The organism is Streptomyces sp. CoH27 (assembly GCF_020181035.1).
Taxonomy (GTDB): Bacteria; Actinomycetota; Actinomycetes; order Streptomycetales; family Streptomycetaceae; genus Streptomyces; species Streptomyces camelliae.
This window is the reverse complement of record NZ_JAIQYY010000018.1, coordinates 107311-130555: the sequence shown is the minus strand read 5'-3', so window position 1 is coordinate 130555 and position 23245 is coordinate 107311. Positions and strand designations below refer to the sequence as shown.

Sequence of the window (23245 nt, the reverse complement as noted above, 5' to 3'; positions counted from 1 at the left end):
GCGAGGGAGTCTAAAGGCACGCGTTGCGCTTGCGGCGCCGGATGAGAGGGAGGTCCCACGAGGAAGTGACACCGAACTCGTGACCGACCACTGCCGAAGGGCCCCGGCCCCGGCTCGGTCCCGCCTCGGCCCTGACTCGGTCCCGCTTCGGCTCCGGCTTCGGCTCCGGCTTCGGCTCCGCAAGACTTTCGCGGGACCTTTACGGGCGAGGCGATTCAGCCAAGCTCGGCAGCAACGGCACCATCCGGTCCCACCGCCCGATCTCGCACCCGTTGCTGCGGTCGTAGCCGGCGTCGACGGGCCGCCCGGCCCAGGTACCGGTGACATGGGCGGTGGCCGGCCCGCCGTAGATCATCGTGCAGTCGGACCCGGGCGCCACCGGAGCGAAGAGATCCCGCCCCCACTGCGTCTGCCCGTCCACCGCCCGGCAGGCCCCGGCCGGATCCGGATGACTGCCGCCGGCCGGATGACAGAACAGCTCGTACGTCCCGTCCTTCCCGGGCCCGGCGTGCTCCACGACGACGCTGAGGTGATCACCGGCCCGGTCCTCGGGCCGTGCGGGCGGCGGCATGGCGGGCGCCGCGACGGCGGGTACGGCGGCGAGGAAGACCAGGACGGAGGCGGCGGCGCCCACCGGCCCCGGCCGAGAGAGGAAGACCATGCCCTGACCAACGCTCCCACTCGCCGGACGTTGCGCCCCGCCCGCGCCCGCCGGTACTCGCCCGCGCCCGCCCGTACCCGCCGGTACCCACCCGGCCCCGCCGGGCGCCTCGCCGAGCGGAAGCCCTTTGCCCTGCGGCCCTGGTGCCTAGTACCGTAGAGGCCGATTGGTGACAGGGCACTCGGCTGTGTCATCATCTGCACGCACCACTCGCGCGCTCGCGTGAGCGGTTGTGCTGGAGGCGTCGCCTAGTCCGGTCTATGGCGCCGCACTGCTAATGCGGTTTGGGCCTTAAAGCCCATCGAGGGTTCAAATCCCTCCGCCTCCGCACCGATCCCGAAGCCCCGGTCCCCAGGACCGGGGCTTCGGCGTTTCCGCCCCTGTGGCCCCTGCGAGCGTTTCCGCAGGTCAGAGGGGGTGCGGGAATCGGATTTCACATGACGGCGGCAGTCATGTAATGTTCTTCCTGTCGCCGGGACGGGGCCGAAAGGAACCGAAGCGGAGACAAGAACAAAAGAACAAGCACTCGTAGCTTAACGGATAGAGCATCTGACTACGGATCAGAAGGTTGCAGGTTCGAATCCTGCCGAGTGCACATAGATCAGAGGCCCCGGAGAGATCCGGGGCCTCTGGCTTTGTCTTGACGGCAGCGTTTGACGGCAGTGTTTGACGGCAACCGCCGGATCGGAACGCTGCCTGGGCGTCGGACGCGAAGTGACGGACAACGGCGTCCGGCCCGAGACCGATCCGACGCCAGTGCCGGTCCAAGTCCACTGAAATGCCCCCTGCTTGCGGCGAACCGCAGGCAGGGGGCTTCTGGCTTCTTCAGGGCGGGCTACTGCTTCTTGCGGTGGGTCGCATGGTGGGTCGGCTCATGGCGGCCCGGGCCGGTGCGGGGGACTCGGATGCCTTCGAGGACGGCTGTGAACTGGGGGTTGTCGCCACGATGTCCGGCGGTGACCAGCAGGGACAGGGGCCGCTGGCCTTGCTCGCAGCCCAGGTGGATCTTGGTGGTGAAGCCTCCCCGGGACCGGCCCAGGCCGTGGTCGTCGGCTCGACGCTGATCCCGCCCGGCGGTTCCTTCTGGGCCTGGCCGTCACGGCGGGCACCTGCGGCGTGCTGATGGGCCCGGCAGATCGTGGAGTCGACGTTGACCTCCCACGTGATCAGCCCGGCCACGTCCGCCCTTGCCTGCAGCCTGGTCAGCAGCACCGGCCAGGTCCCGTCGCGCTGCCGGCGACGGAAGAGTCCGTAGACCGTCTGCCCTGGCCCGTACTCCACCGGCAGATCCCGCCACGGAGCATCGGTCCGCACCCGCCAGCGGATCCCGTCGATCAATCTCCGGCGGCCCACCGTCGGCCTGCCCAACACCGCGACCGGCGGCAATGGCTCCAACACCGACCACTGCTCGTCAGAAAGATCCCCTCGTCCCACACCAAGATGATCACGACGCAGGGCAAGCAGCGAAGCCCATCCCACTTCTAAAGCACGACCTAGGTCACGTCTCCTGGAATGCCTTCGCCAGATCCGCCGTCAGCCTTTCGGCGCACCGGGCAGAGGTCAGCACTCCTCCTCCGGGTCGTTCCGGTTCAGCTTCTCCAAGTACTCGTGCGCCAGGTCCGTGGCCCTGGTGAACCAGTCGGTGACGACCGCCAGTTCCTCGGGGGAGTAGTCGGAGAACAGGTCCGTCAGCCGTTTGTAGTGGCCCGCGTACGCCGCCTCGACGCGCGTGACGGCCTCCGGTACGGCGGCCACGCGGACCCGGCGGCGGTCGGCGGGGTCGGGGCGGCGCGTGACGTAACCGGCGCGTTCGAGGCGGTTGAGGATGCCGGTCACCGCCCCGGTGGTGACGTGCGCCCGGGCGGCCAGGTCGCCGGCGGTCAGCAGGTCGGCGCCCGCCTCCAGGACGAAGGCGAAGCAGGTCAGGTCGGTGACGTTCAGGCCCAGCCGGCGGGCCAGCTCCTGCTGTCCGATCAGGTGGGCGGCGATGAGGTGGTCCATCGCCGACAGCGCCTGGGCCGGGGTGGCGGGCGGTCGCGGCGTGCCGTGCATCTTTCGGAATCCCTTAGCTCGTGAGATATTCGGGATGTAACTTCTTAGTTCGTGAGAGAGTTTGTGGCTCGTCTCTGGAGGCGGCTATGAGTCTGTACGACGAGGGTCACACGATCGCCGGCTGGACCGGCTTCGGCATCGCGACCGTGGGTGGAGCGGTGATGGGGCTGGGGGTGTGCACGGCCTCGCTGCCGGTGGTCGGGGGCGGGTCGGGTGTGGTTGTCCTGAGTGTTTTCGTGACCTGGTTTCTGCATCTGTCCGGCTGGGGGAAGCCGCCGGGGGTGCGGCCTCGGGAGGAGTGGGGGATGCGGGTGCGGGATGTACGGGCACGGGAGGGGCATCCGGGGTGCGTGAGCTGTCGGTTGGCGGGACGGGGGCGGAGGGTTTCTGGGGTGGTTCCTGCTGAATCGATACCTCTGTCCTCTATCGAGTGAACGTGCGTTCTGTGGACGGCAGTTGCTGCTCGCCTTCTTCAGCTTCCGGGGTGGAGGTGATGCTCGATGTACGAGCAGAACGAGACTCCGCCGGAGCAGCCGGTGGGGAAGAAGCAGGACGCGATCGACGTCAACGACTTTGTCTTCGCGGCCACGGGGGCGCGGTTGAGGAGGGTCACTCTGCCGAATGGGGAGTACTGGTTCCCTGCGGTAGACGTAGGCGTGCATCTCGGCTACGCAAACACCCGGCAGGCTGTGCACTGGCATGTTGCAGCAGATTGCGAGCAAACCCTCGGCGATCTTGTGGGAACCGTCTATAGGGCAGAGGGTTCGCACAAAATTGCAGGTCACGGGCTCAAGAAGTCCATGCGTATGGTGAACCTCCGAGGTCTCATTCAACTCGTCAACGGCTGCACCAAACCCGAATGCGCCCCCTTCAAAGCCTGGGTCAGCGAGGTCATCGAGACCATCCAGCGCGACGGTTCCTACTCCCTCGACCCTGCCCCCGTGCAACCCGCCCCCGACGGCCGCACCGCCTACCTCATGCCCCAGGAGGTCGCGGACGTGATCGTCCGGCTGGAGGAGCGGAACATCCAGGCGGACGAGGCGCTGGCGGTCGCGCAGATCGAGCGGCTTGAGCAGATGCGCCGGAGCAATGAACAATTCGGCCGCACCAACGACTTCCTCGGCCGTATCGCCGACACCCTCGACCTCATCGCCGACCGGCTGCGCCCCTCCACCCCGGAGCCGCCCCCGCCGACGATGACCCCCCAGCAGCTCCTGGCCACCTGGCGGGCCAAGAACCTGGTCGTCACCGACGACGTGCACGCCGTCGCCGCCTACCTCGCCCCGGCGTTGCTGCGCGGCCCGGTGCCCTGCCGGCTGGAGGACGTCGCGGACCGTACCGGACTCACCCTCGACCGGGTCCATGACTGCGTGCGGATGTTGATCAAGCGGGGCTGCATGCGGCAGAGGGGGCTCGCGGAGGGAGGGATGCCGGTGTACGTGCTGCCGTAGCGCGCACGATGCAAACAGGCCCGAAGTCGCAAAACGTAGTTGCGGCTTCGGGCCTTCGTGCACGTTACCCCGCCGATCGCCCTCAGCCCAGTGTCAGACCCACCTCCTACCCTCAAGAGTGATGTCACACGAATGGAAGTGCACCGGACTGCGCTGGTCGTCGGACGGTCCCGTGCTGGTGTGGGACGGCGGGCGAAGGAGTGCGCTGCCCTGGGGGAAGCGGGTCGCGTTCGCCGTGCCGGAGGGGGGTGTGCGCCGGTGTGTGGGGGCGCGGGGGAATGGATGTCCGGTGCGGGCCGACGTATCAAGAAGAAGCACGGGCGCCCGGTGCGAGGAGTGTGCGCGGCTGGACCGGGCGCATTCCGTGGCCGCCGACACGATCGCCGACGATCCGCGGCCGTACCGGGTGTATCTGGCGTGGTTCGGGCCCGGCATGGTCAAGGTCGGGATCACCGCCGTCGAGCGGGGCAGTGCGCGGCTGCTGGAGCAGGGTGCCGTCTGTTTCAGCTGGCTCGGTACCGGTCCGCTGATGGCCGCCCGGCGCACGGAGGAGCTGCTCAGGGCCGCGCTGAGGGTGCCGGACCGGATTCCGTACGCCGAGAAGCGGGCGGTGCGGTCGGCGCTGCCGACGGGAGAAGAGGAACGGGCCGTGGAAGTACGGGAGTTGCATGACAGGGCCCTGGGGCTGCCCGCCTGGCCGGAATCTCTTCAGCCGGCCGAGTGCCGGGTCGTCGATCACGTCACCGTGTTCGGGCTCGACCGGGCGCCCGTCGCGTTCGGCGAGGTCGTCGAGCTGGGTCCCGGAGGTGCGGTGAGCGGGGAGCTGGTTGCCGCCGCTGGGCCCGATCTTCATCTTGCGGTGGAGGGGCGCGGGGTTGTCGTGCTGGATACCCGGTTGATGGCCGGGTGGGAGCTGGTGCCCTCTGACCTCCCTGGCGGCCGGCTCACCTTTCCCGTACGGGAGTTCCGGAGCGAGCAGGAAGGGTTGTTCTGACGCGATCGTAAAGAAACGGATCCCGGACGGATCCCCTTTGGCAAGGTCCGTCGACGTCCAACAGGTCCGTCGCCGACAGTTGTTGTCATGAGCGATCACACGGACACCGCTGTCGTTCCCACTCCCGCGCACGAACCGCCTTACTACGCGGTCGTCTTCACCTCCACCCGCACCGGCCAGGACTCTGACGGCTACCAGCGGACCGCCGAGCACCTCTCCCGTCTCGTCCGGGACATCCCCGGCTTTCTCGGTGAGGACTTCGCCCACACGCCCGGGGGACTCGCCATCTCCGTCGCCTACTTCCGGGATCTGGAGGGGATCCAGCGGTGGCGGCAGCATCCCGAGCATCTCGCAGCGAAGCGGCGCGGTCGGGAGCGGTGGTACGAGCAGTACGCGATCCACATATCCAGGGTCGAGCACGCGCACGGCTTCGCACGGGGGTAGGTCCTTCCCAGGCGCCGCCTGAGAGCCGCCTGTGAGTTTCTCAGGGAAATCACAGATTGTGGAAAGCCTCTTCTCAGAGGACCCCGACATGGTGTCCGCCATGACCACGACCTCGCCCCAGGGGCGCACCGAACTGCTGAGGCCGGACGGGAGCCCCGTCCGAGTGCTTGTGGTGGACGACGAGCTGTCGATCACCGAACTGCTGAGCATGGCCCTTCGTTACGAGGGCTGGCAGATCAGGAGCGCGGGGGACGGGCAGGGCGCGATACAGACCGCCCGGGAGTTCCGGCCCGATGCCGTCGTCCTGGACATGATGCTGCCCGACATGGACGGGCTCACCGTGCTCGGCCGGCTGCGGCGGGAACTGCCCGACGTGCCCGTGCTGTTCCTGACCGCGAAGGACGCCGTCGAGGACCGTATCGCCGGGCTCACCGCGGGCGGGGACGACTACGTCACCAAGCCGTTCAGCCTGGAGGAGGTCGTCGCCCGGCTGCGGGGGCTCATCCGGCGCTCCGGGGCCGCCGACCGGCGGTCCGACTCCGTGCTCGTCGTCGGGGATCTCACCCTCGACGAGGACAGCCACGAGGTGTCGCGGGCCGGGCAGAACATTCACCTCACCGCGACCGAGTTCGAGCTGTTGCGCTTCCTCATGCGCAATCCGCGGCGCGTGCTCAGCAAGGCGCAGATCCTGGACCGCGTGTGGTCGTACGACTTCGGCGGGCAGGCCAATGTCGTCGAGCTGTACATCTCCTATCTGCGGCGGAAGATCGACGCGGGCCGCGAGCCGATGATCCACACGCGGCGCGGGGCCGGGTATCTGATCAAGCCCGCTGTCTCATGAGCGGGCGGCGGCGAACGAGTCCGCAGCGGCGGCAGAAGCGACGAGCCGGACAGCCGCGTACCCTGCGGACCCGGCTCGTCGTCGCGTCGATGGTGCTGATCGCGGTGGTGTGCGTGGTGATCGGCACGGTCACCACGCTCGCGCTGCGCACGCGTCTGTACGACCAGCTGGAAAGCAAGGTGTCCGACATCGGCCAGCGCGCGGTCGGTCATCCGAAGCTGCCGGGAGCCGACGCGAACCCGGGCGGTCCGGGCGGCCCGGGCTCCTCACCGGCGGACAACGCCACGCCGAGCGAGAAGGTCGTCAACCTGCTCACCAAGGGGCCGACGCAGGCGAAGACCATCGCCGCGTACGTGCAGAACGGCTCGATCGTGAGCGCGGCCGTCTCCGAGCAGCAGAACTACACCACCGGCTTCTTCAAGCAGATGAAGGCCGACAGCCTGAGCACGGCGCAGAAGAACGCCCTGAACCCGGTGGCCAAGGACCGCAAGGCGCACACCGTGGAGATCCCCGGTCTCGGGGACTACCTGGTCAAGTACATGACGAGCCGGGACGGCAGTGACGCCCTCTACATCGCCCTGCCGACCAAGGACGTCGACGACAACATCAACGCCCTGATCCTCATCGAGATCAGCGTCACCGTGGCCGGTCTCGTGGCCGCCGGTATCGCCGGGTACGTGCTCGTCGGCGTCGCCACCCGCCCCCTGCGCAAGGTCGCCAACACCGCCACCCGGGTCTCCGAACTCCCGCTGCACACCGGCGAGGTGAACCTCAGCGAACGGGTCCCGGAGTCCGAGTGCGACCCGCTCACGGAGGTCGGGCAGGTCGGTGCCGCGCTCAATCGCATGCTCGATCATGTGCACGGCGCGCTGCACGCTCGCCAGCAGAGCGAGATGCGGGTACGGCAGTTCGTCGCCGACGCCAGCCATGAACTGCGTACACCCCTCGCGTCCATTCGCGGGTACGCGGAACTCACGAGACGCGGACGCGAACAGGTGGGCCCCGACACCCGGCACGCCCTCGGCCGTATCGAGTCCGAGGCGGGGCGGATGACCCTCCTCGTCGAGGATCTGCTCCTGCTCGCCCGGCTCGATGCCGGGCGGCCGTTGCAGTTCGAGCAGACCGATCTCATCCCGCTGGTCGTGGACACCGTCAGCGACTCCCGCGCGGCCGGCATGGACCACAACTGGCGCCTCGATCTGCCCGACGAGCCGGCCCTCGTCTCCGCCGACGCGGCCCGGATCCAGCAGGTGCTCGTCAATCTGCTCGGCAACGCCCGCAAGCACACGCCAGCGGGGACGACCGTCACCGCGCGCGTGCAGCGGCGCGGGCCGTGGATGTGCGTCGACGTCGAGGACAACGGGCAGGGGATTCCCCCAGAGTTGCTGCCGCACGTCTTCGAGCGGTTCGCGCGCGGCGACTCGGCGCGCTCGCGCTCCACCGGGTCGACCGGGCTCGGGCTCGCCATCGTGCAGGCCGTCGCGACCGCGCACGGCGGTGCCGTGACCGTCGACAGCGTGCCGGGGCGGACGGTGTTCACCGTGCATCTGCCCGCGCTCGCCCCGGCCGCCGCTCCCCAGCCGGCCCCCGAAACGGACTGGCAATCGCACTCACAGGCACAGCACAGTGCCACCACATGGGTGCAACAGGGGGCTTGAGTTGAGTCGGTCCCATGCGAACCGACTCTTCTCCCGGCACTCTGCCGGCGCGGGAGCACCTCCCGGCCGGAGACGCCGGTACGCCTGTCCTGGACGTAGTGATCCCCGTCTACAACGAGGAGAAGGACCTCCAGCCGTGCGTCCGCAGACTGCACGAGCACCTCACCCGCACCTTCCCGTACGCGTTCCGCATCACCATCGCGGACAACGCGTCCACGGACACCACCCCGCAGGTGGCCGCGCGGCTGGAGCAGGAGATCCCCGAGGTCACCAACTTCCGCCTGGAGCAGAAGGGCCGGGGGCGGGCCCTGCGGACCGTCTGGACCGCCTCCGAGGCGCCGATCCTCGCCTACATGGATGTCGATCTGTCCACCGACCTCAACGCCCTGCTGCCGCTGGTGGCGCCGCTCATCTCCGGCCACTCGGACCTCGCCATCGGCTCCCGGCTCGCCCGCTCCTCGCGGGTCGTGCGCGGCCCCAAGCGGGAGTTCATCAGCCGGGCCTACAACCTGATCCTGCGCGGCTCGCTCCAGGCCCGCTTCTCCGACGCGCAGTGCGGCTTCAAGGCCATCCGGCGTGATGTGGCGCAGGTGCTGCTGCCGCTGGTGGAGGACACCGGGTGGTTCTTCGACACCGAGATGCTGGTGCTCGCCGAGCGGGCGGGACTCAGGATCCACGAGGTGCCGGTCGACTGGGTCGACGACCCCGACTCCACCGTGCACATCGTGAAGACCGCGACCGACGACCTCAAGGGCGTCTGGCGGGTCGGCAAGGCCCTGGCCACCGGTTCGCTGCCGCTGGACCGCCTCACCCGGCCCTTCGGTGACGACCCGCGCGACCGTGACATCCAGGACGTGCCCAAAGGCCTGGCCCGTCAGCTCGTCGGCTTCTGCGTGGTCGGCGGCCTGTCCACCCTCTTCTACCTGGTTCTCTACAGCCTTTTCCGGCAGTTCTCCGGCTCCCAGGTCGCCAACGCGCTCGCCCTGCTGGTCTCCGCGATCGCCAACACGGCCGCCAACCGCCGGCTCACCTTCGGGGTACGCGGCCGGGGCGGCGCTGTCCGGCATCAGGCGCAGGGCCTGGTCGTCTTCGGCATCGGTCTGGCCCTGACCAGCGGCTCCCTGGCCGCCCTGAACGCAGCCAGCTCCAGCCCGGCGCACTCCACCGAACTGGCGGTGCTCATCGCCGCCAACCTCGCCGCGACCGTGCTGCGCTTCCTGCTCTTCCGCGCCTGGGTCTTCCCGGACCGCGACGACTCCGGCACCGGCACCGGCAGCGGTGCGGGTTCCGGTACGGGTCCGGCCTCGACGTACGGCACGGGTACGACCCCGCCGTACGGCACGACCGCCCCGTACGCCCCGCTGCCCCAGCGCCCGGTGCCGAACCCGTCGTACGACCCGTACGAGCCGCACCGGACGGACGCCACCATGCGGTTGCAGCCGGTGCGCCCGCACGACACCGACCTGGGGGATCCCCGATGACCATCGACCAGCAGAGCAGCAGCAGTAGCAGCGGTAGCGGTACGGCCGTGTGGGGGCCGCCTCCCACGGCTCCCCCGCAGGCCCCCGAAGCCGGTGAGCCCAAGCAGCCGTATCTGCGCAGACTGTGGCGCGGGCGGCCCGAGGACCCGCGCTGGGCGCGCCCGGCCCTCTTCGGCCTGCTGGCCGCCACCTTCGTCCTCTACCTGTACAACCTCAGCGCCTCCGGGTACGCCAACTCCTTCTACTCAGCGGCCGTGCAGGCGGGCAGCAGGTCCTGGAAGGCGTTCTTCTTCGGCTCGCTGGACGCGGGCAACGCGATCACCGTGGACAAGCCGTCGGCCTTCCTGTGGCCGATGGAGCTGTCGGTCCGGATCTTCGGCCTGAACTCGTGGGCGATCCTGACGCCCGAGGTCCTCATGGGCGTCGGCACCGTGGCGGTCGTCTACGCGGCCGTACGGCGCCGGTTCAGCCCGGCGTCCGGTCTGATCGCGGGCGCGGTCCTCGCGCTCACCCCGGTCGCGGCGCTGATGTTCCGGTTCAACAACCCGGACGCGATGCTGGCCCTGCTGATGGCGCTGGCCTGCTACTTCGTCGTACGGGCGGTGGAGGACGGCCGGACCAGGTGGCTGGTGTGGGCGGGGGTGGCGATCGGCTTCGCCTTCCTCGCCAAGACGCTCCAGGCCTTCCTGATCCTGCCGCCGCTGGCGATCGTCTACGCCGTCTGCGGCCCCGGGAAGCTGAGGAAGCGGCTGGGCCAGCTGGCCGCCGCCACCCTCGCCCTCGTCGTGGCCGGTGGCTGGTGGGTCGCGATCGTCGAGCTGTGGCCGGCCTCCTCCCGCCCCTACATCGGCGGTTCGCAGAACAACAGCTTCCTGGAGCTGACCTTCGGCTACAACGGCCTCGGCCGGATCAACGGCGACGAGACCGGCAGCGTCGGCGGCGGGGGCGGCGGCAACGGCTCCGGCCGCTGGGGCGCCACCGGCTGGGACCGGATGTTCAACTCCGAGATCGGCAGCCAGATCTCCTGGCTGCTGCCGGCCGCGCTGATCCTGCTGGTCGCGGGGCTGTGGGCGACCCGGAAGCTGCGCCGTACGTCCGTGACGCGGGCCTCGTTCCTGGCGTGGGGCGGGGCGCTGCTGATCACCATGGTGGTCTTCAGCTACATGGCGGGCATCTTCCACCAGTACTACACCGTGGCCCTCGCCCCCTACCTCGCGGCCGTGACCGGCATGGGCGCCGGGCTGCTGTGGGAGAAGCGGCGGGAGCTGTGGGCGTCGATCACGCTCGCGGCCTCCGTGGTCGCGGCGGCGGCCTGGGGTTACGTCCTGCTCAACCGCACCGCCGGCTACCTGCCCTGGCTGAAGTGGCTGGTCCTGATCGGCGGTCTGGCGGCCGCGCTGGGCCTGGTCTTCGCCGGCCGGATCTCCCGGCAGCCGGCCCTCGGGGCGGCGGCGGTGGGCCTGGTGGCCGCGCTCGCCGGTCCTACGGCGTACACCCTCAGCACGGTCGACTCCGCGCACACCGGTTCCATCCCGACGGTCGGTCCGGCGGGCGCGAGCATGATGGGCTTCGGCGGCGGCCGGGGTCCCGGTGGTGGCAACGGCGGTATGCGGGGCGGCTTCGGCGGCGGTGGCATGCCGGGCCGACAGAGCCAGCAGGGACAGCAGGGACAGCAGGGACAGGGTCAGCAGAACGGCAACGGCTTCCCGGGCGGGGGCATGCCGGGCCAGAACCAGCAACAGGGCAATGGCAGCACGCAAAGCAACGGCAGCACGCAGGGCCAGGGTCAGAACGGCAACGGCTTCCCCGGCGCCGGCCGGATGGGCGAGGGCGGCATGGGCGGCGGCATGGGTGGCGCCGGCGGCCTGCTGAACGGCGCGAACGTCTCCTCCGCCGCCAAGAGCCTGCTGGAGAAGGACGCCTCGAAGTACACCTGGGTCGCCGCGTCCATCGGCTCCCAGAACGCCGCCAGCTACCAGCTCGCCACCGGTGACCCGGTGATGGCGATCGGTGGCTTCAACGGCACCGACCCGTCCCCCACGCTGGCCCAGTTCAAGCAGTACGTGGCAGAAGGAAAGATCCACTATTTCATCGCCGGCGGCGGCATGGGCGGTGGCATGGGAGGCAGCAGCAACGGCACCTCCTCGCAGATCAGCTCGTGGGTCCAGAGCACCTTCAAGAAGGTGACGGTCGGTTCGGCCACCTTCTACGACCTCACGCAGAAGAGCAGCTGACAGGAGGGCGGCCGACGGAAGGGCAGCCGACAGCCCGATTTCGCGTTGTACACCGTATAGCGACCGCTATACGGTGTACGGCATGTCCACTTCCCAAGGCCATCCCCAGCGCTGGCTGATCCTCGGCGTCATCTGCCTGGCCCAGCTCACCGTGCTGCTCGACAACACCGTCCTGAACGTGGCCATCCCCTCCCTCACCCGCGAGCTGCACGCGGCCACCTCGGACATCCAATGGATGATCAACGCCTACTCCCTGGTGCAGTCCGGTCTGCTGCTCACCGCGGGCAGCGCCGCCGACCGCTACGGCCGCAAGAAGATGCTGGTGGCCGGGCTCGCCCTGTTCGGCATCGGCTCGCTCCTGGCCGGACTCGCCCACTCCACCGGCCAGTTGATCGCCGCGCGGGCCGGGATGGGCATCGGCGGTGCGCTGCTGCTGACCACCACGCTGGCCGTGGCGATGCAGATCTTCACGCCCGAGGAGCAGCCGAAGGCGATCGGCATCTGGAGCGCGGTCAACGCACTCGGCTTCGCCGGCGGCCCGCTGATCGGCGGGTTCGTGCTGAACCACTTCTGGTGGGGCGCGATCTTCCTGATCAACATCCCCGTCGCGGCCCTGGGCCTGGTCGCGGTGCTGGCCCTCGTACCGGAGTCCAGGAGCCCGCAGGGCGACCGCCCGGACCTGCTCGGCGCGGTGCTGTCCACCATCGGCATGGCCGCGCTCGTCTTCGCGATCATCTCCGGGCCCCGGCACGGCTGGACCTCGGCGCGGGTGCTGGGCACGGGGGCCGTCGCGGTGGTGGTGCTCGGTGCCTTCGCCCGGTGGGAGAGCAGGGTCGCGGAGCCGATGCTCGATCCGCACTTCTTCCGGGACCGGCGGTTCACCGGGGCGGTCACGGGGGCGGTGCTCCTCACCTTCGGGATGGGCGGGGCGTTGTTCCTGCTGACGCAGCACCTTCAGTTCGTGCTCGGGTACGGGCCGCTGGAGGCAGGCTTGCGGACCGCTCCGCTGGCGCTGACCGTCGTCGCGCTCAACTTCACCGGGCTGTCGGCGAAGTGGTCCACGCGGATGGGTACGCCGGTGTCCATCGCGTCGGGGATGGTGCTGATGGCGGCGGGGCTGGTGGCCATCGCCGAGCTCGCCTCCGGCGGTTACGCCGGGACACTGCTCGGGCTGCTGCTCATCGGGGCGGGGTGTGCGGTGGCGAATCCGGCGATGGCCCACGCCATCCTGAGCGCGATTCCTCCGGAGAAGGCGGGGGTGGGGGCCGGGATCAACGGCACGCTCGCGGAGTTGGGCAACGGTCTCGGGGTGGCGGTGCTGGGTGCGGTCCTCAGCTCTTCCGTCGCGTCGGGGGAGTCGTTGTCCGCCGGCCTGGGCGCCGGTCAGCTGGTGGGGGCGGTCGCCGTGCTGGTCGGGGGGTTTGTGGCGGCGGGGCTGCTGCGGCGGGCGGAGCGGGTGATCGCCTGAGAGCTCCCTCGCGCCCTTAAGGTTGGACCACTTGGCCGGATCTGTACGAAGGAGGCGCCGATGGCGGAGCAGAATGCGCGGTCGGCGCGGGCCAGTGTGTGGCTGGAGCAGAAGGCTCCCCGCAGTGGGCGCGGCGGGCAGCCCTCCGGGCTCGACCGGAAGCGGATCACCGACGCCTCCGTACGCCTCCTGGATGCCGACGGGCTGGCCAAGTTCTCGATGCGGCGGCTGGCCGGGGAGCTGAACGTCACCGCGATGTCCCTGTACTGGTACGTCGACACCAAGGACGATCTGCTCGAACTCGCCCTGGACGCCGCCAACGGCGAGATGCGGCTGCCCGACGCGGACGACGAGCGGGCGGACTGGCGGGAGCAGTTGCGGGCGCTGGCGGCGGAGTACCGGGGCCTGCTGGTGCGCCATCCCTGGCTGTCCCCGCTCGCCGGGCGCTACCTCAACATCGGCCCGAACTCCCTCGCCTTCTCCCGCACCGTGCAGCGCGTCATCCGCCGCACCGGGCTGCCGGCGCCCCGCCTGATGGGGGCCATCGCGGCGGTCTTCCAGTTCGTGTACGGCTTCGGCACCCTCGAAGCCCAGTTCATGTCCCGGATCGCGGACTCCGGGCTGACTCCGGAGGACTACTACGGGCAGGCCATGGCCTCGGCGCAGCAGGACGCCGAGGCCGCAGGCTACCTCCAGGAGTCCAGGGACATCATGGACGCCCGCGGCGGAGACACGGTCGCCGAGATGATGGACCGGGACTTCGACTTCGCCCTGGACCTGCTGATCGCCGGCATCGAGGCGATGGTCGACCGAGGCTGACCTCCGCTACTCCCCGGCCACCAGCCGCGCCGGAAACCCCCCGGTGGCCACCGGCCCCCACCGCTCCGGCGTGACCCGGATGATCGACTTGCCCTGCTTGATCATCGCCTCGCGATACTCGTCCCAGTCGGGGTGTTCGCCGGCGATGTTGCGGTAGTACTCGACCAGGGGTTCCACGGAGTCGGGGGCGTCGATGACCTCGGCCGTGCCGTCGATCTGGACCCAGGGGCCGTTCCAGTCGTCGCTCAGGACGAGCAGGCTGACCCGGCTGTCGCGCTTGGCGTTGCGGGTCTTGGCGCGCTCGGGGTAGGTGGAGACGACGATCCGGCCCGAATCGTCGACTCCGCAGGTCAGCGGGGAGGCCTGCGGCCCGCCGTCGGTGCGGCGGGTGATCAGCAGGGCGCGGTGCCGGGGCCGTACGAAGTCCAGCAGTTCGGCGAGCGATACACGGGTGTTGGTCGCGATGTTCGGTGCCATGGCACGGCAGCCTAGGGGCAATACCCGCCCCTGTGGCTGACCCTGCTGTGCTTATGTCCGCGTCTATGCCTGGGGCAGGGAGTCGCCCTGGACCGCCTGGATGTCCAGCTCGACCTTCAGCGTCGTACCGATCGCCGCGATGCCCGCCTGGAGGACCTGGTTGTAGTTCATCGCGAAGTCCTCGCGGTGCAGCTCGGCCGTCGCGCGGAACGCGGCCCGCGTGCCGCCCCACGGGTCGGCGCCGGTGCCGAGGTAGGCCAGGTCCAGGTCGACCGGCCGTACGACACCGTGCATCGACAGCTCGCCGTGGACCGTCCAGCGGTCCGAGCCGGCCTGCGTCAGGCCCGTGGAGCGGTAGGTGATCTCCGGGTGCCGCTCCACGTCCAGGAAATCCCCGGACTTCAGGTGCGTGTCGCGCATGCCGTTGCCCGTGTCGATGGACGCGGCCTTGATCACCGCCTCCACGCGGGATTTGGTGACGTCGTCCGGCGCGATCTCGACCGTGCCGCCGAACTCCGTGAACCGGCCGTGCACGCTGGAGATGCCCAGGTGCTGGGCGACCGCGGCGACGGAGGAGTGCACCGGGTCGATCGTCCAGGGGCCGGGCGGCGGCAGTTCGGTGCCGCCCTGCCGGGCCAGGGTGACCGTGCCGACCTCGGCCCGGCCGCTCGCGGTGACGATCGCGGAGGAGGCCGTGGGCGCGTACCCGACGGCGGTCACGATCACCGTGTACGCCCCCGGCGCGAGCTCGGTGGTGTCCCGTACGGCTCCCTCGGCATCGGTCTCGGCGCGCAGCACCTGCGTACCGGTCATGTCGGTCACCGTGACGACCGCGTGCGACACGGCCCACCCGTCACGCGTGCGGATCTTCGCGGTCAGTCCCATCCCGTTTTCTCCCTGCAAGGAACTACAAACACTTACAAATTGGCCCTATGGAACCGGCCCGTGGCGCACACACGACGGTATGCGTGCCACGGGCCGGGAGTGAACTACTCGCCGGGGTGGGCGAGTTCGATCGCGTGGCCGTCGACTCCGGTGCCGGCGACGGTCAGCGCGGTGGCCACCGGCGGGTAGCCCGTCGCGATGACGGTGTACTCGCCGCTGTCCAGGTCGGTGAAGGCGTACGCGCCGTCCGTACCGGTGGTGGCGGTGCCGACCACGTTGCCCGCCTGGTCGACGAGGGTCACGCGGGCGTCGGCCAGCGGGCCGTGCGGGGCCCGGACGACGCCCTGGAGCCGGGCGCCGGCGTCCAGGTCGATCTCGATCCGGGTGACGCCGGTGGCGCCGATCTCGACCGGCAGCGCGCGCGGCCGGAACCCGCTCGCGTTGACGGCCAGGGTGACCGTGCCGGGCACCAGGTCGGTGAGGGCGAACTCGCCCTGCTCACCGGTGGCGGTGGTGGCCAGCAGGTCACCGCGGACATCGGTGACGATCACCATGGCGTCCTTGACCGGCAGCGTGCTGCCCGCGGCCCGGACCACACCGGTCAGCCCGCTGGTGCCGCTGAGCAGGATGTCGTACGACAGCGGCTCCTCGCCCACCACGACGGTGGAGGCCTGCGGCTGGTAGCCGTCGGCGGAGGCGATGAGGACGTAACTGCCCGTGCCGGGGGCGTCGACGGAGTAGGAGCCGTCGGCCTGGGCGACCGCGCGGCCCAGCTGGCGGCCGGACAGCGAGATCAGGGTGACCGCGGCCTGCGGGACCGGGGCGCTCTCGGCGCCGCGGACGAAGCCGTGCACCGGGGTGCCGCCGCCGGCGCCCGAGCCGGGCTCGGCGATCGTCGCGACCGCCGTCATCACCTGGGTGGCGGTGGCGGTCGTCTCGGCGGAGGTGTCCGCCACGACGGGCTGGGCCCAGCTGGGCACCTTCTCGGGCGCGGGTTCCTGCACAGCGTTCTCCCTGACGGTCTCTACGGCGGCGGCCGCCGCGGGCGCCGCCCCGGTCTTCTCCTGCGCGGCCTGGGCCAGCGCGCCGGACGTCCGCAGCGGGACCTCCTTGATGAACAGCACCGTGATGAACGCGATCAGCGCGAACGGGGCCGCGTAGAGGAAGACGTCCGCGATGCCGTGGCCGTAGGCGCCCTCCAGCCAGTTGCGCACCGGGGCCGGCAGCGCGTTCATGTCGGGCAGCTTGCCGCTGCCGACGGCGTGGGCCGCGGCCTGCTGCGCCTTCGGGCTCAGCTCGGTGATGGTGTCCTTGGCGTGGTGGGTGATCCGCTCCGACATGACCGAGCCGAGCACGCCGACGCCGACCGCACCGCCGAGGGAGCGGAAGAAGCTCACCACGGAGGAGGCGGCGCCCAGGTCCTGCGGGGCGACCTGGTTCTGCGTGGACAGCACCAGGTTCTGCATCATCGTGCCGACGCCGATGCCGAGCAGGGCCATGTAGATCGACAGCTCCCAGTACGGGGTGTCGTAGCGCATCAGGCCGAGCAGGGCGAGGCCCGCCGTGAGGGAGACACCGCCGCCGACCAGCCAGCCCTTCCAGCGGCCGGTGCTGGTGATGAAGCGGCCGGAGACCATGGACGCGACGAACAGGCCGCCGATCATCGGGATGGTCATGACGCCGGACATCGTCGGCGACTTGTCGCGGGCCAGCTGGAAGTACTGCGAGAAGAACACGGTGCCCGAGTACATGCCGACACCGACGAACAGCGAGGCCAGCGAGGCCAGCGTGATGGTGCGGTTGCGGAACAGGCGCAGCGGGATGATCGGCTCGGCGGCCCTGGTCTCGGTGAACACGAACAGCAGCGCGAGCACGATCGTGCCGCCCACCATCGTGTACGTCTGCCAGGACAGCCAGTCGTACTTGTCGTTGGCGAAGGTGACCCAGATCAGCAGCAGCGAGGCGGCGGCGGTGATGAAGAAGGCGCCGGTCCAGTCGACCTTGACCTTCCGCTTGGCGACCGGCAGGTGCAGCGTCTTCTGGAGCACGAGCAGCGCGATCAGCGCGAAGGGGATACCGACGAAGAGGCAGTAGCGCCAGCCGAGCCAGGAGGTGTCGGTGATGACACCGCCGAGCAGCGGGCCGCCGACGGTGGCGACGGCGAAGGTGGCGCCGGTGTAGCCGGAGTACCGGCCGCGCTCGCGCGGGGAGATCATCGCGGCCATGATGACCTGCACCAGGGCGGACAGACCGCCGGCGCCGAGGCCCTGGATGACACGCGCGCTGATCAGCATCGCCGGGTTCTGCGCGAGACCGGCGACGACCGAGCCGATGACGTAGATGACCAGGGATATCTGGACGAGGGCCTTCTTGCTGACCAGGTCGGCGAGCTTGCCCCACAGCGGCACGGAGGCGGTCATGGAGAGCAGTGCCGCCGTGACGACCCAGGTGTACGCGGACTGGCCGCCGCCGAGGTCCTTGATGATCGTCGGCAGTGCGTTGGTGACGATCGTCGAGGAGAGGATGGCGGCGAACAGGCCCAGGAGCAGGCCGGACAGCGCCTCCATGATCTGCCGGTGTGTCATGGGGGCGTGCTCCGCGGCGGAGCCTCCCCCGTGCTTGGCGTGAGCCCGCACACCGGCTGGTGTGGTGGTTGCCATGGGCTTCCTTCTCTTACGTGCTTGCGGGTGTACGGGTGGTCTCTTCGAATGCGGGCGTGGTCTCCGCGGCCACGGGGGCGGGAAGCCGGACCGGGGCGGACCGGCAGTCGCCGAACGAGTCGCGCAGGCGGGTCATCAGCCGGATGAGCTGGCCGACCTCGTCGTCGGTCCAGTCGGCGAGCCGCTCGGCGAACAGATGCGTGATCCGCAGGGACAGCTCGTCGAGCTGCGCGAGCCCCGGCGGTGTCAGCCGCAGGATCCGCGAGCGCTTGTCCGCCGGGTCCGGCAGCCGCTCGATCCAGCCGCGCGCGGCGACGTGCGCGACATGCCGGCTGGTGACCGACATGTCCACGGCGAGCAGCTCCGCGAGCTTGCTCATGCGCATGTCGCCGTGGCGCCCCAGCAGGGTCAGCACGGCGGCCGAGCCGGCCGGGCAGTCGGGCGGCAGGATCCGCCCCATGTCCCGTTTCACGGCTCCGACGGCACTGAGCTGACGCGCCAGCTCTTCGAACTGCGTCCGCTCGGCCATCACACCTCCCGTATTCGTTGCTTGGGGCAACCATAGCGATGATTGGTTGCTGAAGGCAAATAGATCAGGGGGGTCTGTGGTGCAAAAACTTGGCAAAGGCAAGTGTTGCGACTGTAAATACGCAGGTGGCTGCGGGTGAGGTGCCCCTGTCTGTCCTGGTGGCCCCGCACTTGGGTCGGTCACCTGGATTCGCTAGTGTCTCGGGCCATGGCTAACACCCAGGGCCCCCAGGGCAACTACGACCCCGCCGGCAGCACCCAGATGTTCCGCGCGTTCGTCGACGAGGCCCCCCAGGGGCGCCAGGCGCAGGCGGCGGCCGCCTCTTCCTCCGGTCCCCGCATCGGCCTGATCATCGGCGTCATCGTGGCGATCGCCGTGGTGGCGGGCGTGGCCTGGCTGGCGCTGAAGTAGGACCTGCTTCCGGGACCTGCTTCCGGGACCTGTTTCGGGATCACTTCCACCGGACGGACACGTCCCGCGTCTCGATGTGCATGCCGAGCGGCACACGCCAGGCGTCGACGCACACCGTCCAGGTGGGTTTCACCTGCGCGCCCGGCCCGATCGGCACCGGCAGGTCCACGGTCGAGTCGACCGTGCCCCAGTCGATGCCGAGCAGGCCGATGACGTGCGTCCCGAACGTCACCGACCCCGAACGCACCTCCGTACCGCCCGAGTTGTGGAAGCCGACGGTGGCCTTCTGACACCAGCGCTGGTCCGCGGCGGCCGTCTCCGGCTTGCCCCAGGTGAGGTCGGCGGGCCCGACGGGTGTGCCGCTGCCGGAAGTCGGGGTCGACGTGCTGCTGCCGGGAGCCGGGGCGGGCGAACCGGGTCCGGATGGCGCGGGTGTCGCACGACCGTCCGCGCTGCCGGAGGGGCTGGGTGTGCCCGGGGGCGGTGGGGTCTGCTCCGGGCTGCCCGGCAGGGGTGAGCCGCTGTTGCCCGGCCGGGCCGAACTGGGCGCGGGCGCCGGGGAGTTGCCGCCCTTCGCGCCGTCGAGCGGTACGAAGGACACCGAGCCGGTCGGGCCGGCCGTGGCCGCACCGCTGCTCTGCGGACCGCCCGCCGCGCCGACCGCGACGTAACCGCCGCCCGGGCCGTGGTCCCCGCATGCGGCCACCACCCCGCCCAGGACGACGACGACCGCCGACGCTGCCGTAACGGCGCCTCGGCGGCCACGTGTCCATGTCGTCGTACGAAGCATCCGGTCATGGTGACTGACGCTTCGTCAGATAGTAACCCTCCGGCTGTCGTTCGTCACTCAGTCCGAGATCAGGCCTTCCCGCAACTGCGCCAGCGTCCGGGTCAGCAGCCGGGAGACGTGCATCTGGGAGATGCCGACCTCCTCGCCGATCTGGGACTGGGTCATGTTGGCGAAGAAGCGGAGCATGATGATCCGGCGTTCGCGGGGCGGGAGTTTGGCCAGGAGGGGCTTGAGGGACTCGCGGTACTCCACGCCCTCCAGGGCCGTGTCCTCGTAGCCGAGGCGGTCGGCCAGGGAGCCCTCGCCGCCGTCGTCCTCGGGGGCCGGGGAGTCGAGGGAGGAGGCGGTGTAGGCGTTGCCGACCGCGAGGCCGTCGACCACGTCCTCCTCGGAGACGCCGAGCACGGCGGCCAGCTCCGTCACCGTCGGGGAGCGGTCCAGCTTCTGGGAGAGCTCGTCGCTGGCCTTGGTGAGGGCCAGGCGCAGCTCCTGGAGGCGGCGCGGCACGCGGACCGACCACGAGGTGTCCCGGAAGAAGCGCTTGATCTCCCCGACCACCGTCGGCATCGCGAACGTCGGGAACTCCACGCCCCGTTCGCAGTCGAAGCGGTCGATCGCCTTGATCAGGCCGATGGTGCCGACCTGGACGATGTCCTCCATCGGCTCGTTGCGCGAGCGGAAGCGCGCGGCCGCGTAGCGGACCAGCGGCAGGTTCAGCTCGATCAGGGTGTCCCGGACGTAGGCCCGCTCGGGGCTGTCCTCGCCGAGGGCGGCGAGACGCAGGAACAGTGAGCGGGACAGAGTGCGGGTGTCGATGTCCCCCGAGGCCGGCAGGGCCGGCGCCTGGGCGGACGGGGACGGCACGGCGTCGAGGGCCGTGACGGCCTCGATTCCGTCGAGGACGTCGAGAGCGTCGAGCTCCTTGGGCGCTGCCGCGCTCGGCGCGGGCGTCAGCACCTTCGAGCTGCCCTGGTCTGCGGACATGCCACCCCCTTTGGGTCGCGGGACGGTCGCGGCGGCGCCGACGTGTCGTGCGACGCAGCCTTCACCTGAATACCGGAGCCGGAGGCCCGGCAAACGCGTCTCCCGCAGAATGTCACATGTCGGCAACACGCTGTAGTGACATGTCGACATGAAAGATCCGAATCGGCCCTGGAGGGAGGGGGTCTGACGCTGTGTCGGGGCCCAACTGTCGGCATCCGTGCAGGTGAGGGATTCGCTCGGGACGGTTACCGCTCGCTCGGGTATGCGATGCAGAACCGCTTGAGGCGTGCTTCCGTGCGCCCGCCGTGCTCCATGAGGGGGGTGACCGTGCTTCCCCGAAGGCGGGCTTATGCGTCGCTTCCCGAAGGGGGGCCTATGCGCCGCTTCCCGAAAGGGGGCCTATGCGTCGATGCGGTTCGCGGAGCGCAGCCGCTGGAAGCTGCGGGCGAGGAGGCGCGAGACGTGCATCTGCGAGACGCCGAGTTCCGCGCTGATCTGTGACTGGGTGAGATTGCTGTAGTAGCGCAGGAGGAGGATGCGCTGTTCGCGCTCGGGGAGTTGGACGAGCAGATGCCGGACCAGGTCGCGGTGTTCCACGCCGTCGAGGGCCGGATCCTCGTAGCCGATGCGGTCCAGCAGGCCGGGCAGTCCGTCGCCCTCCTGCGCGGCCTCCAGGGAGGTGGCGTGGTACGACCGTCCCGCCTCGATGCAGCTCAGCACCTCGTCCTCGCTGATCCGCAGCCGCTCGGCGATCTCGGCGGTGGACGGCTGGCGCCCGAAGGTCGTGGTCAGGTCCTCGGTCGCGCTGTTGACCTGCACCCACAGCTCGTGCAGCCGGCGAGGTACGTGGACCGTGCGGACGTTGTCCCGGAAGTAGCGCTTGATCTCGCCGACGACGGTCGGCATCGCGAAGGTCGGGAACTGCACGCCCCGGTCGGGGTCGAACCGGTCGATGGCGTTGATCAGGCCGATGGTGCCGACCTGGACGACGTCCTCCATCGGCTCGTTGCGGGAGCGGAACCGGGCGGCCGCGTAGCGCACGAGCGGGAGGTTCGCCTCGATCAGCGCCCCGCGCACCCGGTTGTGCTCCGGGGTGCCCGGGGTGAGCTCCTTCAGCTCGGCGAAGAGCACCTGGGTGAGGGCTCGGGTGTCGGCGCTGCGCCGCTTCTCGGGGGCCACGGGTGCGGGGTCGGCGGGTGCGGGGTCGGCGGGAGCGGGGGTGGCGGGAGCGGGGTCGGCGGGAGCGGGGGTGGCGGCCACCTCCTCCTGAGGCAGCTCCTGGGGCAGCGCGGTACTGGCCGACACGGTCAACGCCACCTCTTCGTCGCTCAATCATCCGCGGTCAGTCATCCGTCAAAAGCGGTCATAGCATCACAAGACATGTGCACTGTGTGCAAGCACCGCATAACGCCGTGTTGTGTTCAAACTTCCACAAGTTGGGGGCATGACGGCCGGGCAACGCACGAAAGCCCTCCGCCGTTTTGGCGGAGGGCTCGGACGAAGAGGGGCTCAGAACTCGTAGTCGGCGATCACCCACGTGGCGAACTCGCGCCACAGGGCGACGCCCGCCTGGTGCGCCGGGTGCTCCAGGTAGCGCTTGAGGGCGTCGGGGTCCTCGACCGCCGAGTTGATCGCGAAGTCGTAGGCGATCGGCCGGTCGCTGAGGTTCCAGCCGCACTCCCAGAAGCGCAGCTCCTCGATCTGCCCCCCGAGCGCCTCGAAGGCCGCCACGCCGGCCACGACGCGCGGATCCTCCCGCTCGACGCCCTCGTTGAGCTTGAAGAGGACCAGATGGCGGATCATGGGGCTTACCTCAGTTCTTTCCTCCGTTGGCGACCCAGGTCATGAAGTCGCCTATGGCCTTCGCGGCGCTCGATATGCCTTCGAAGCCTATCTGGACGTAGCTGGCCGCCTTGGCCGGGTCCGTGATGATCACGTAGAGCACGAAGACCACGAGCGCGTACACAGCGATCTTCTTGGCGTTCACCGCCACCGAATCCTCCCCTGTGCTGTGTGCCCAGTGGGCCCCTGCTGACGGCCGCGAGTGTAACCTTCACGCCTCTTCCAGGGACCAACGGCCCGCCTCCCGAGGCCCTTTGCCCGTACGACGAGAAGGGCCCCGTCGTGCGACGGGGCCCTTCTTCGAGCGGTAGCGGAGGGATTTGAACCCTCGGTGACTTGCGCCACACTCGCTTTCGAGGCGAGCTCCTTCGGCCGCTCGGACACGCTACCGAGGGAGACCTTACAGCACAGTGGGGCATGGTCTGAAATCGGATTCGGCAGCTCTGCGAGCGGCCCCGTCGGCGGTCGGTCAGCGGTCACGTCAGCGGTCGGTCAGCGGTCACGTCAGCGGTCGGTCAGCGGTCACGTCAGCGGTCGGTCAGCGGTCACGTCGGCGGTCGGTCA

Annotated in this window: 23 protein-coding genes, 3 tRNA genes and 1 pseudogene; 14 read left to right on the top strand and 13 right to left on the bottom strand. The window is 69.9% G+C overall.

The window, feature by feature from the left end; all coding sequences use genetic code 11:
- Positions 1-199 precede the first annotated feature (199 nt).
- Positions 200-661, bottom strand: coding sequence for an SSI family serine proteinase inhibitor (locus LE548_RS28880; RefSeq protein ID WP_225099887.1), 462 nt, complete (start codon positions 659-661; stop codon positions 200-202).
- A 237-nt stretch (positions 662-898) separates the two neighbouring features.
- Between LE548_RS28880 and LE548_RS28875 the strand changes: the two genes are divergently transcribed.
- The 3 genes from LE548_RS28875 to LE548_RS28865 all read left to right on the top strand — a co-directional run bounded on the left by LE548_RS28875 (position 899) and on the right by LE548_RS28865 (position 1784).
- Positions 899-989 (top strand) — tRNA-Ser (locus tag LE548_RS28875).
- Positions 990-1183: 194 nt separating this feature from the next.
- A tRNA-Arg gene (locus tag LE548_RS28870) sits at positions 1184-1256 on the top strand.
- Positions 1257-1520: 264 nt separating this feature from the next.
- On the top strand, positions 1521-1784 hold the full coding sequence (locus LE548_RS28865; protein WP_225099978.1) for a hypothetical protein: 264 nt from the start codon (positions 1521-1523) through the stop codon (positions 1782-1784).
- A gap of 149 nt (positions 1785-1933) precedes the next feature.
- Here LE548_RS28865 and LE548_RS45600 read toward each other — a convergent pair.
- Both LE548_RS45600 and LE548_RS28855 read right to left on the bottom strand, forming a co-directional pair.
- A pseudogene (locus LE548_RS45600) lies at positions 1934-2032 on the bottom strand (IS5/IS1182 family transposase); the annotation flags it as partial.
- 189 nt (positions 2033-2221) lie between these two features.
- Complete coding sequence (locus tag LE548_RS28855) at positions 2222-2713, bottom strand: MarR family winged helix-turn-helix transcriptional regulator (RefSeq protein WP_225099886.1); 492 nt, start codon at positions 2711-2713, stop codon at positions 2222-2224.
- Positions 2714-2799: 86 nt separating this feature from the next.
- Between LE548_RS28855 and LE548_RS28850 the strand changes: the two genes are divergently transcribed.
- The 10 genes from LE548_RS28850 to LE548_RS28805 all read left to right on the top strand — a co-directional run bounded on the left by LE548_RS28850 (position 2800) and on the right by LE548_RS28805 (position 14103).
- Complete coding sequence (locus tag LE548_RS28850) at positions 2800-3147, top strand: HGxxPAAW family protein (protein ID WP_225099885.1); 348 nt, start codon at positions 2800-2802, stop codon at positions 3145-3147.
- 66 nt (positions 3148-3213) lie between these two features.
- Positions 3214-4164, top strand: a complete 951-nt coding sequence (locus tag LE548_RS28845; protein ID WP_225099884.1) for a Bro-N domain-containing protein — start codon at positions 3214-3216, stop codon at positions 4162-4164.
- A gap of 121 nt (positions 4165-4285) precedes the next feature.
- Positions 4286-5158, top strand: a complete 873-nt coding sequence (locus LE548_RS28840) for a DUF2797 domain-containing protein (RefSeq protein WP_225099883.1) — start codon at positions 4286-4288, stop codon at positions 5156-5158.
- Positions 5159-5245: 87 nt separating this feature from the next.
- Positions 5246-5602, top strand: coding sequence for an antibiotic biosynthesis monooxygenase (locus LE548_RS28835; RefSeq protein ID WP_225099882.1), 357 nt, complete (start codon positions 5246-5248; stop codon positions 5600-5602).
- A 100-nt stretch (positions 5603-5702) separates the two neighbouring features.
- Positions 5703-6443 carry a response regulator transcription factor gene (locus LE548_RS28830; RefSeq protein ID WP_225099881.1) on the top strand — a complete coding sequence of 247 codons (741 nt, stop codon included), beginning with the start codon at positions 5703-5705 and terminating at the stop codon, positions 6441-6443.
- Complete coding sequence (locus tag LE548_RS28825) at positions 6440-8101, top strand: cell wall metabolism sensor histidine kinase WalK (protein ID WP_225099880.1); 1662 nt, start codon at positions 6440-6442, stop codon at positions 8099-8101. The genes LE548_RS28830 and LE548_RS28825 overlap by 4 nt, the downstream gene beginning before the upstream one ends.
- 14 nt (positions 8102-8115) lie before the next feature.
- The gene (locus LE548_RS28820; protein WP_225099879.1) at positions 8116-9582 is read left to right on the top strand and encodes a bifunctional glycosyltransferase family 2/GtrA family protein; all 1467 of its coding nucleotides are present in this window, start codon (positions 8116-8118) and stop codon (positions 9580-9582) included.
- Entirely contained in the window at positions 9579-11816 is a 2238-nt protein-coding gene (locus LE548_RS28815; RefSeq protein ID WP_225099878.1) for a glycosyltransferase family 39 protein, read from the top strand. The genes LE548_RS28820 and LE548_RS28815 overlap by 4 nt, the downstream gene beginning before the upstream one ends.
- Before the next feature lie 82 nt (positions 11817-11898).
- Complete coding sequence (locus LE548_RS28810) at positions 11899-13284, top strand: MFS transporter (RefSeq protein WP_225099877.1); 1386 nt, start codon at positions 11899-11901, stop codon at positions 13282-13284.
- Positions 13285-13344: 60 nt separating this feature from the next.
- A complete protein-coding gene (locus LE548_RS28805) occupies positions 13345-14103 on the top strand; it encodes a TetR/AcrR family transcriptional regulator (protein WP_225099876.1) in 759 nt (252 codons plus the stop codon).
- Between the two features lie 6 nt (positions 14104-14109).
- Here the strand turns inward: LE548_RS28805 and LE548_RS28800 are convergent, their stop codons facing one another.
- From LE548_RS28800 to LE548_RS28785, 4 genes are all read right to left on the bottom strand, one after another.
- Complete coding sequence (locus LE548_RS28800; protein WP_225099875.1) at positions 14110-14580, bottom strand: PPOX class F420-dependent oxidoreductase; 471 nt, start codon at positions 14578-14580, stop codon at positions 14110-14112.
- A 63-nt stretch (positions 14581-14643) separates the two neighbouring features.
- Positions 14644-15465: a YceI family protein gene (locus tag LE548_RS28795; RefSeq protein ID WP_225099874.1), complete on the bottom strand. Its 822-nt coding sequence runs from the start codon at positions 15463-15465 to the stop codon at positions 14644-14646.
- 104 nt (positions 15466-15569) lie between these two features.
- On the bottom strand, positions 15570-18125 hold the full coding sequence (locus LE548_RS28790; protein WP_225099873.1) for an MFS transporter: 2556 nt from the start codon (positions 18123-18125) through the stop codon (positions 15570-15572).
- A 13-nt stretch (positions 18126-18138) separates the two neighbouring features.
- The gene (locus tag LE548_RS28785; RefSeq protein ID WP_225099872.1) at positions 18139-18654 is read right to left on the bottom strand and encodes a MarR family winged helix-turn-helix transcriptional regulator; all 516 of its coding nucleotides are present in this window, start codon (positions 18652-18654) and stop codon (positions 18139-18141) included.
- Positions 18655-18861: 207 nt separating this feature from the next.
- On the opposite strand from LE548_RS28785, the gene LE548_RS28780 reads away from it, so the two are divergent.
- Positions 18862-19065 carry a hypothetical protein gene (locus tag LE548_RS28780; protein WP_225099871.1) on the top strand — a complete coding sequence of 68 codons (204 nt, stop codon included), beginning with the start codon at positions 18862-18864 and terminating at the stop codon, positions 19063-19065.
- Between the two features lie 40 nt (positions 19066-19105).
- On the opposite strand, the gene LE548_RS28775 is transcribed toward LE548_RS28780, so the two are convergent.
- The 6 genes from LE548_RS28775 to LE548_RS28750 all read right to left on the bottom strand — a co-directional run bounded on the left by LE548_RS28775 (position 19106) and on the right by LE548_RS28750 (position 23071).
- Positions 19106-19855 (bottom strand): hypothetical protein, encoded by a 750-nt coding sequence (locus LE548_RS28775; protein WP_225099870.1) that lies wholly within the window; start codon positions 19853-19855, stop codon positions 19106-19108.
- 57 nt (positions 19856-19912) lie between these two features.
- Positions 19913-20839: an RNA polymerase sigma factor SigF gene (locus LE548_RS28770; RefSeq protein WP_225099869.1), complete on the bottom strand. Its 927-nt coding sequence runs from the start codon at positions 20837-20839 to the stop codon at positions 19913-19915.
- Positions 20840-21238: 399 nt separating this feature from the next.
- Positions 21239-22150: an RNA polymerase sigma factor SigF gene (locus LE548_RS28765; RefSeq protein WP_225099973.1), complete on the bottom strand. Its 912-nt coding sequence runs from the start codon at positions 22148-22150 to the stop codon at positions 21239-21241.
- 198 nt (positions 22151-22348) lie between these two features.
- Positions 22349-22642, bottom strand: coding sequence for a Dabb family protein (locus LE548_RS28760; RefSeq protein WP_225099868.1), 294 nt, complete (start codon positions 22640-22642; stop codon positions 22349-22351).
- Positions 22643-22652: 10 nt separating this feature from the next.
- Entirely contained in the window at positions 22653-22832 is a 180-nt protein-coding gene (locus LE548_RS28755) for a hypothetical protein (protein ID WP_225099867.1), read from the bottom strand.
- 154 nt (positions 22833-22986) lie between these two features.
- Positions 22987-23071: transfer RNA gene (locus LE548_RS28750), tRNA-Ser, on the bottom strand.
- Between the last annotated feature and the right edge of the window lie 174 nt (positions 23072-23245).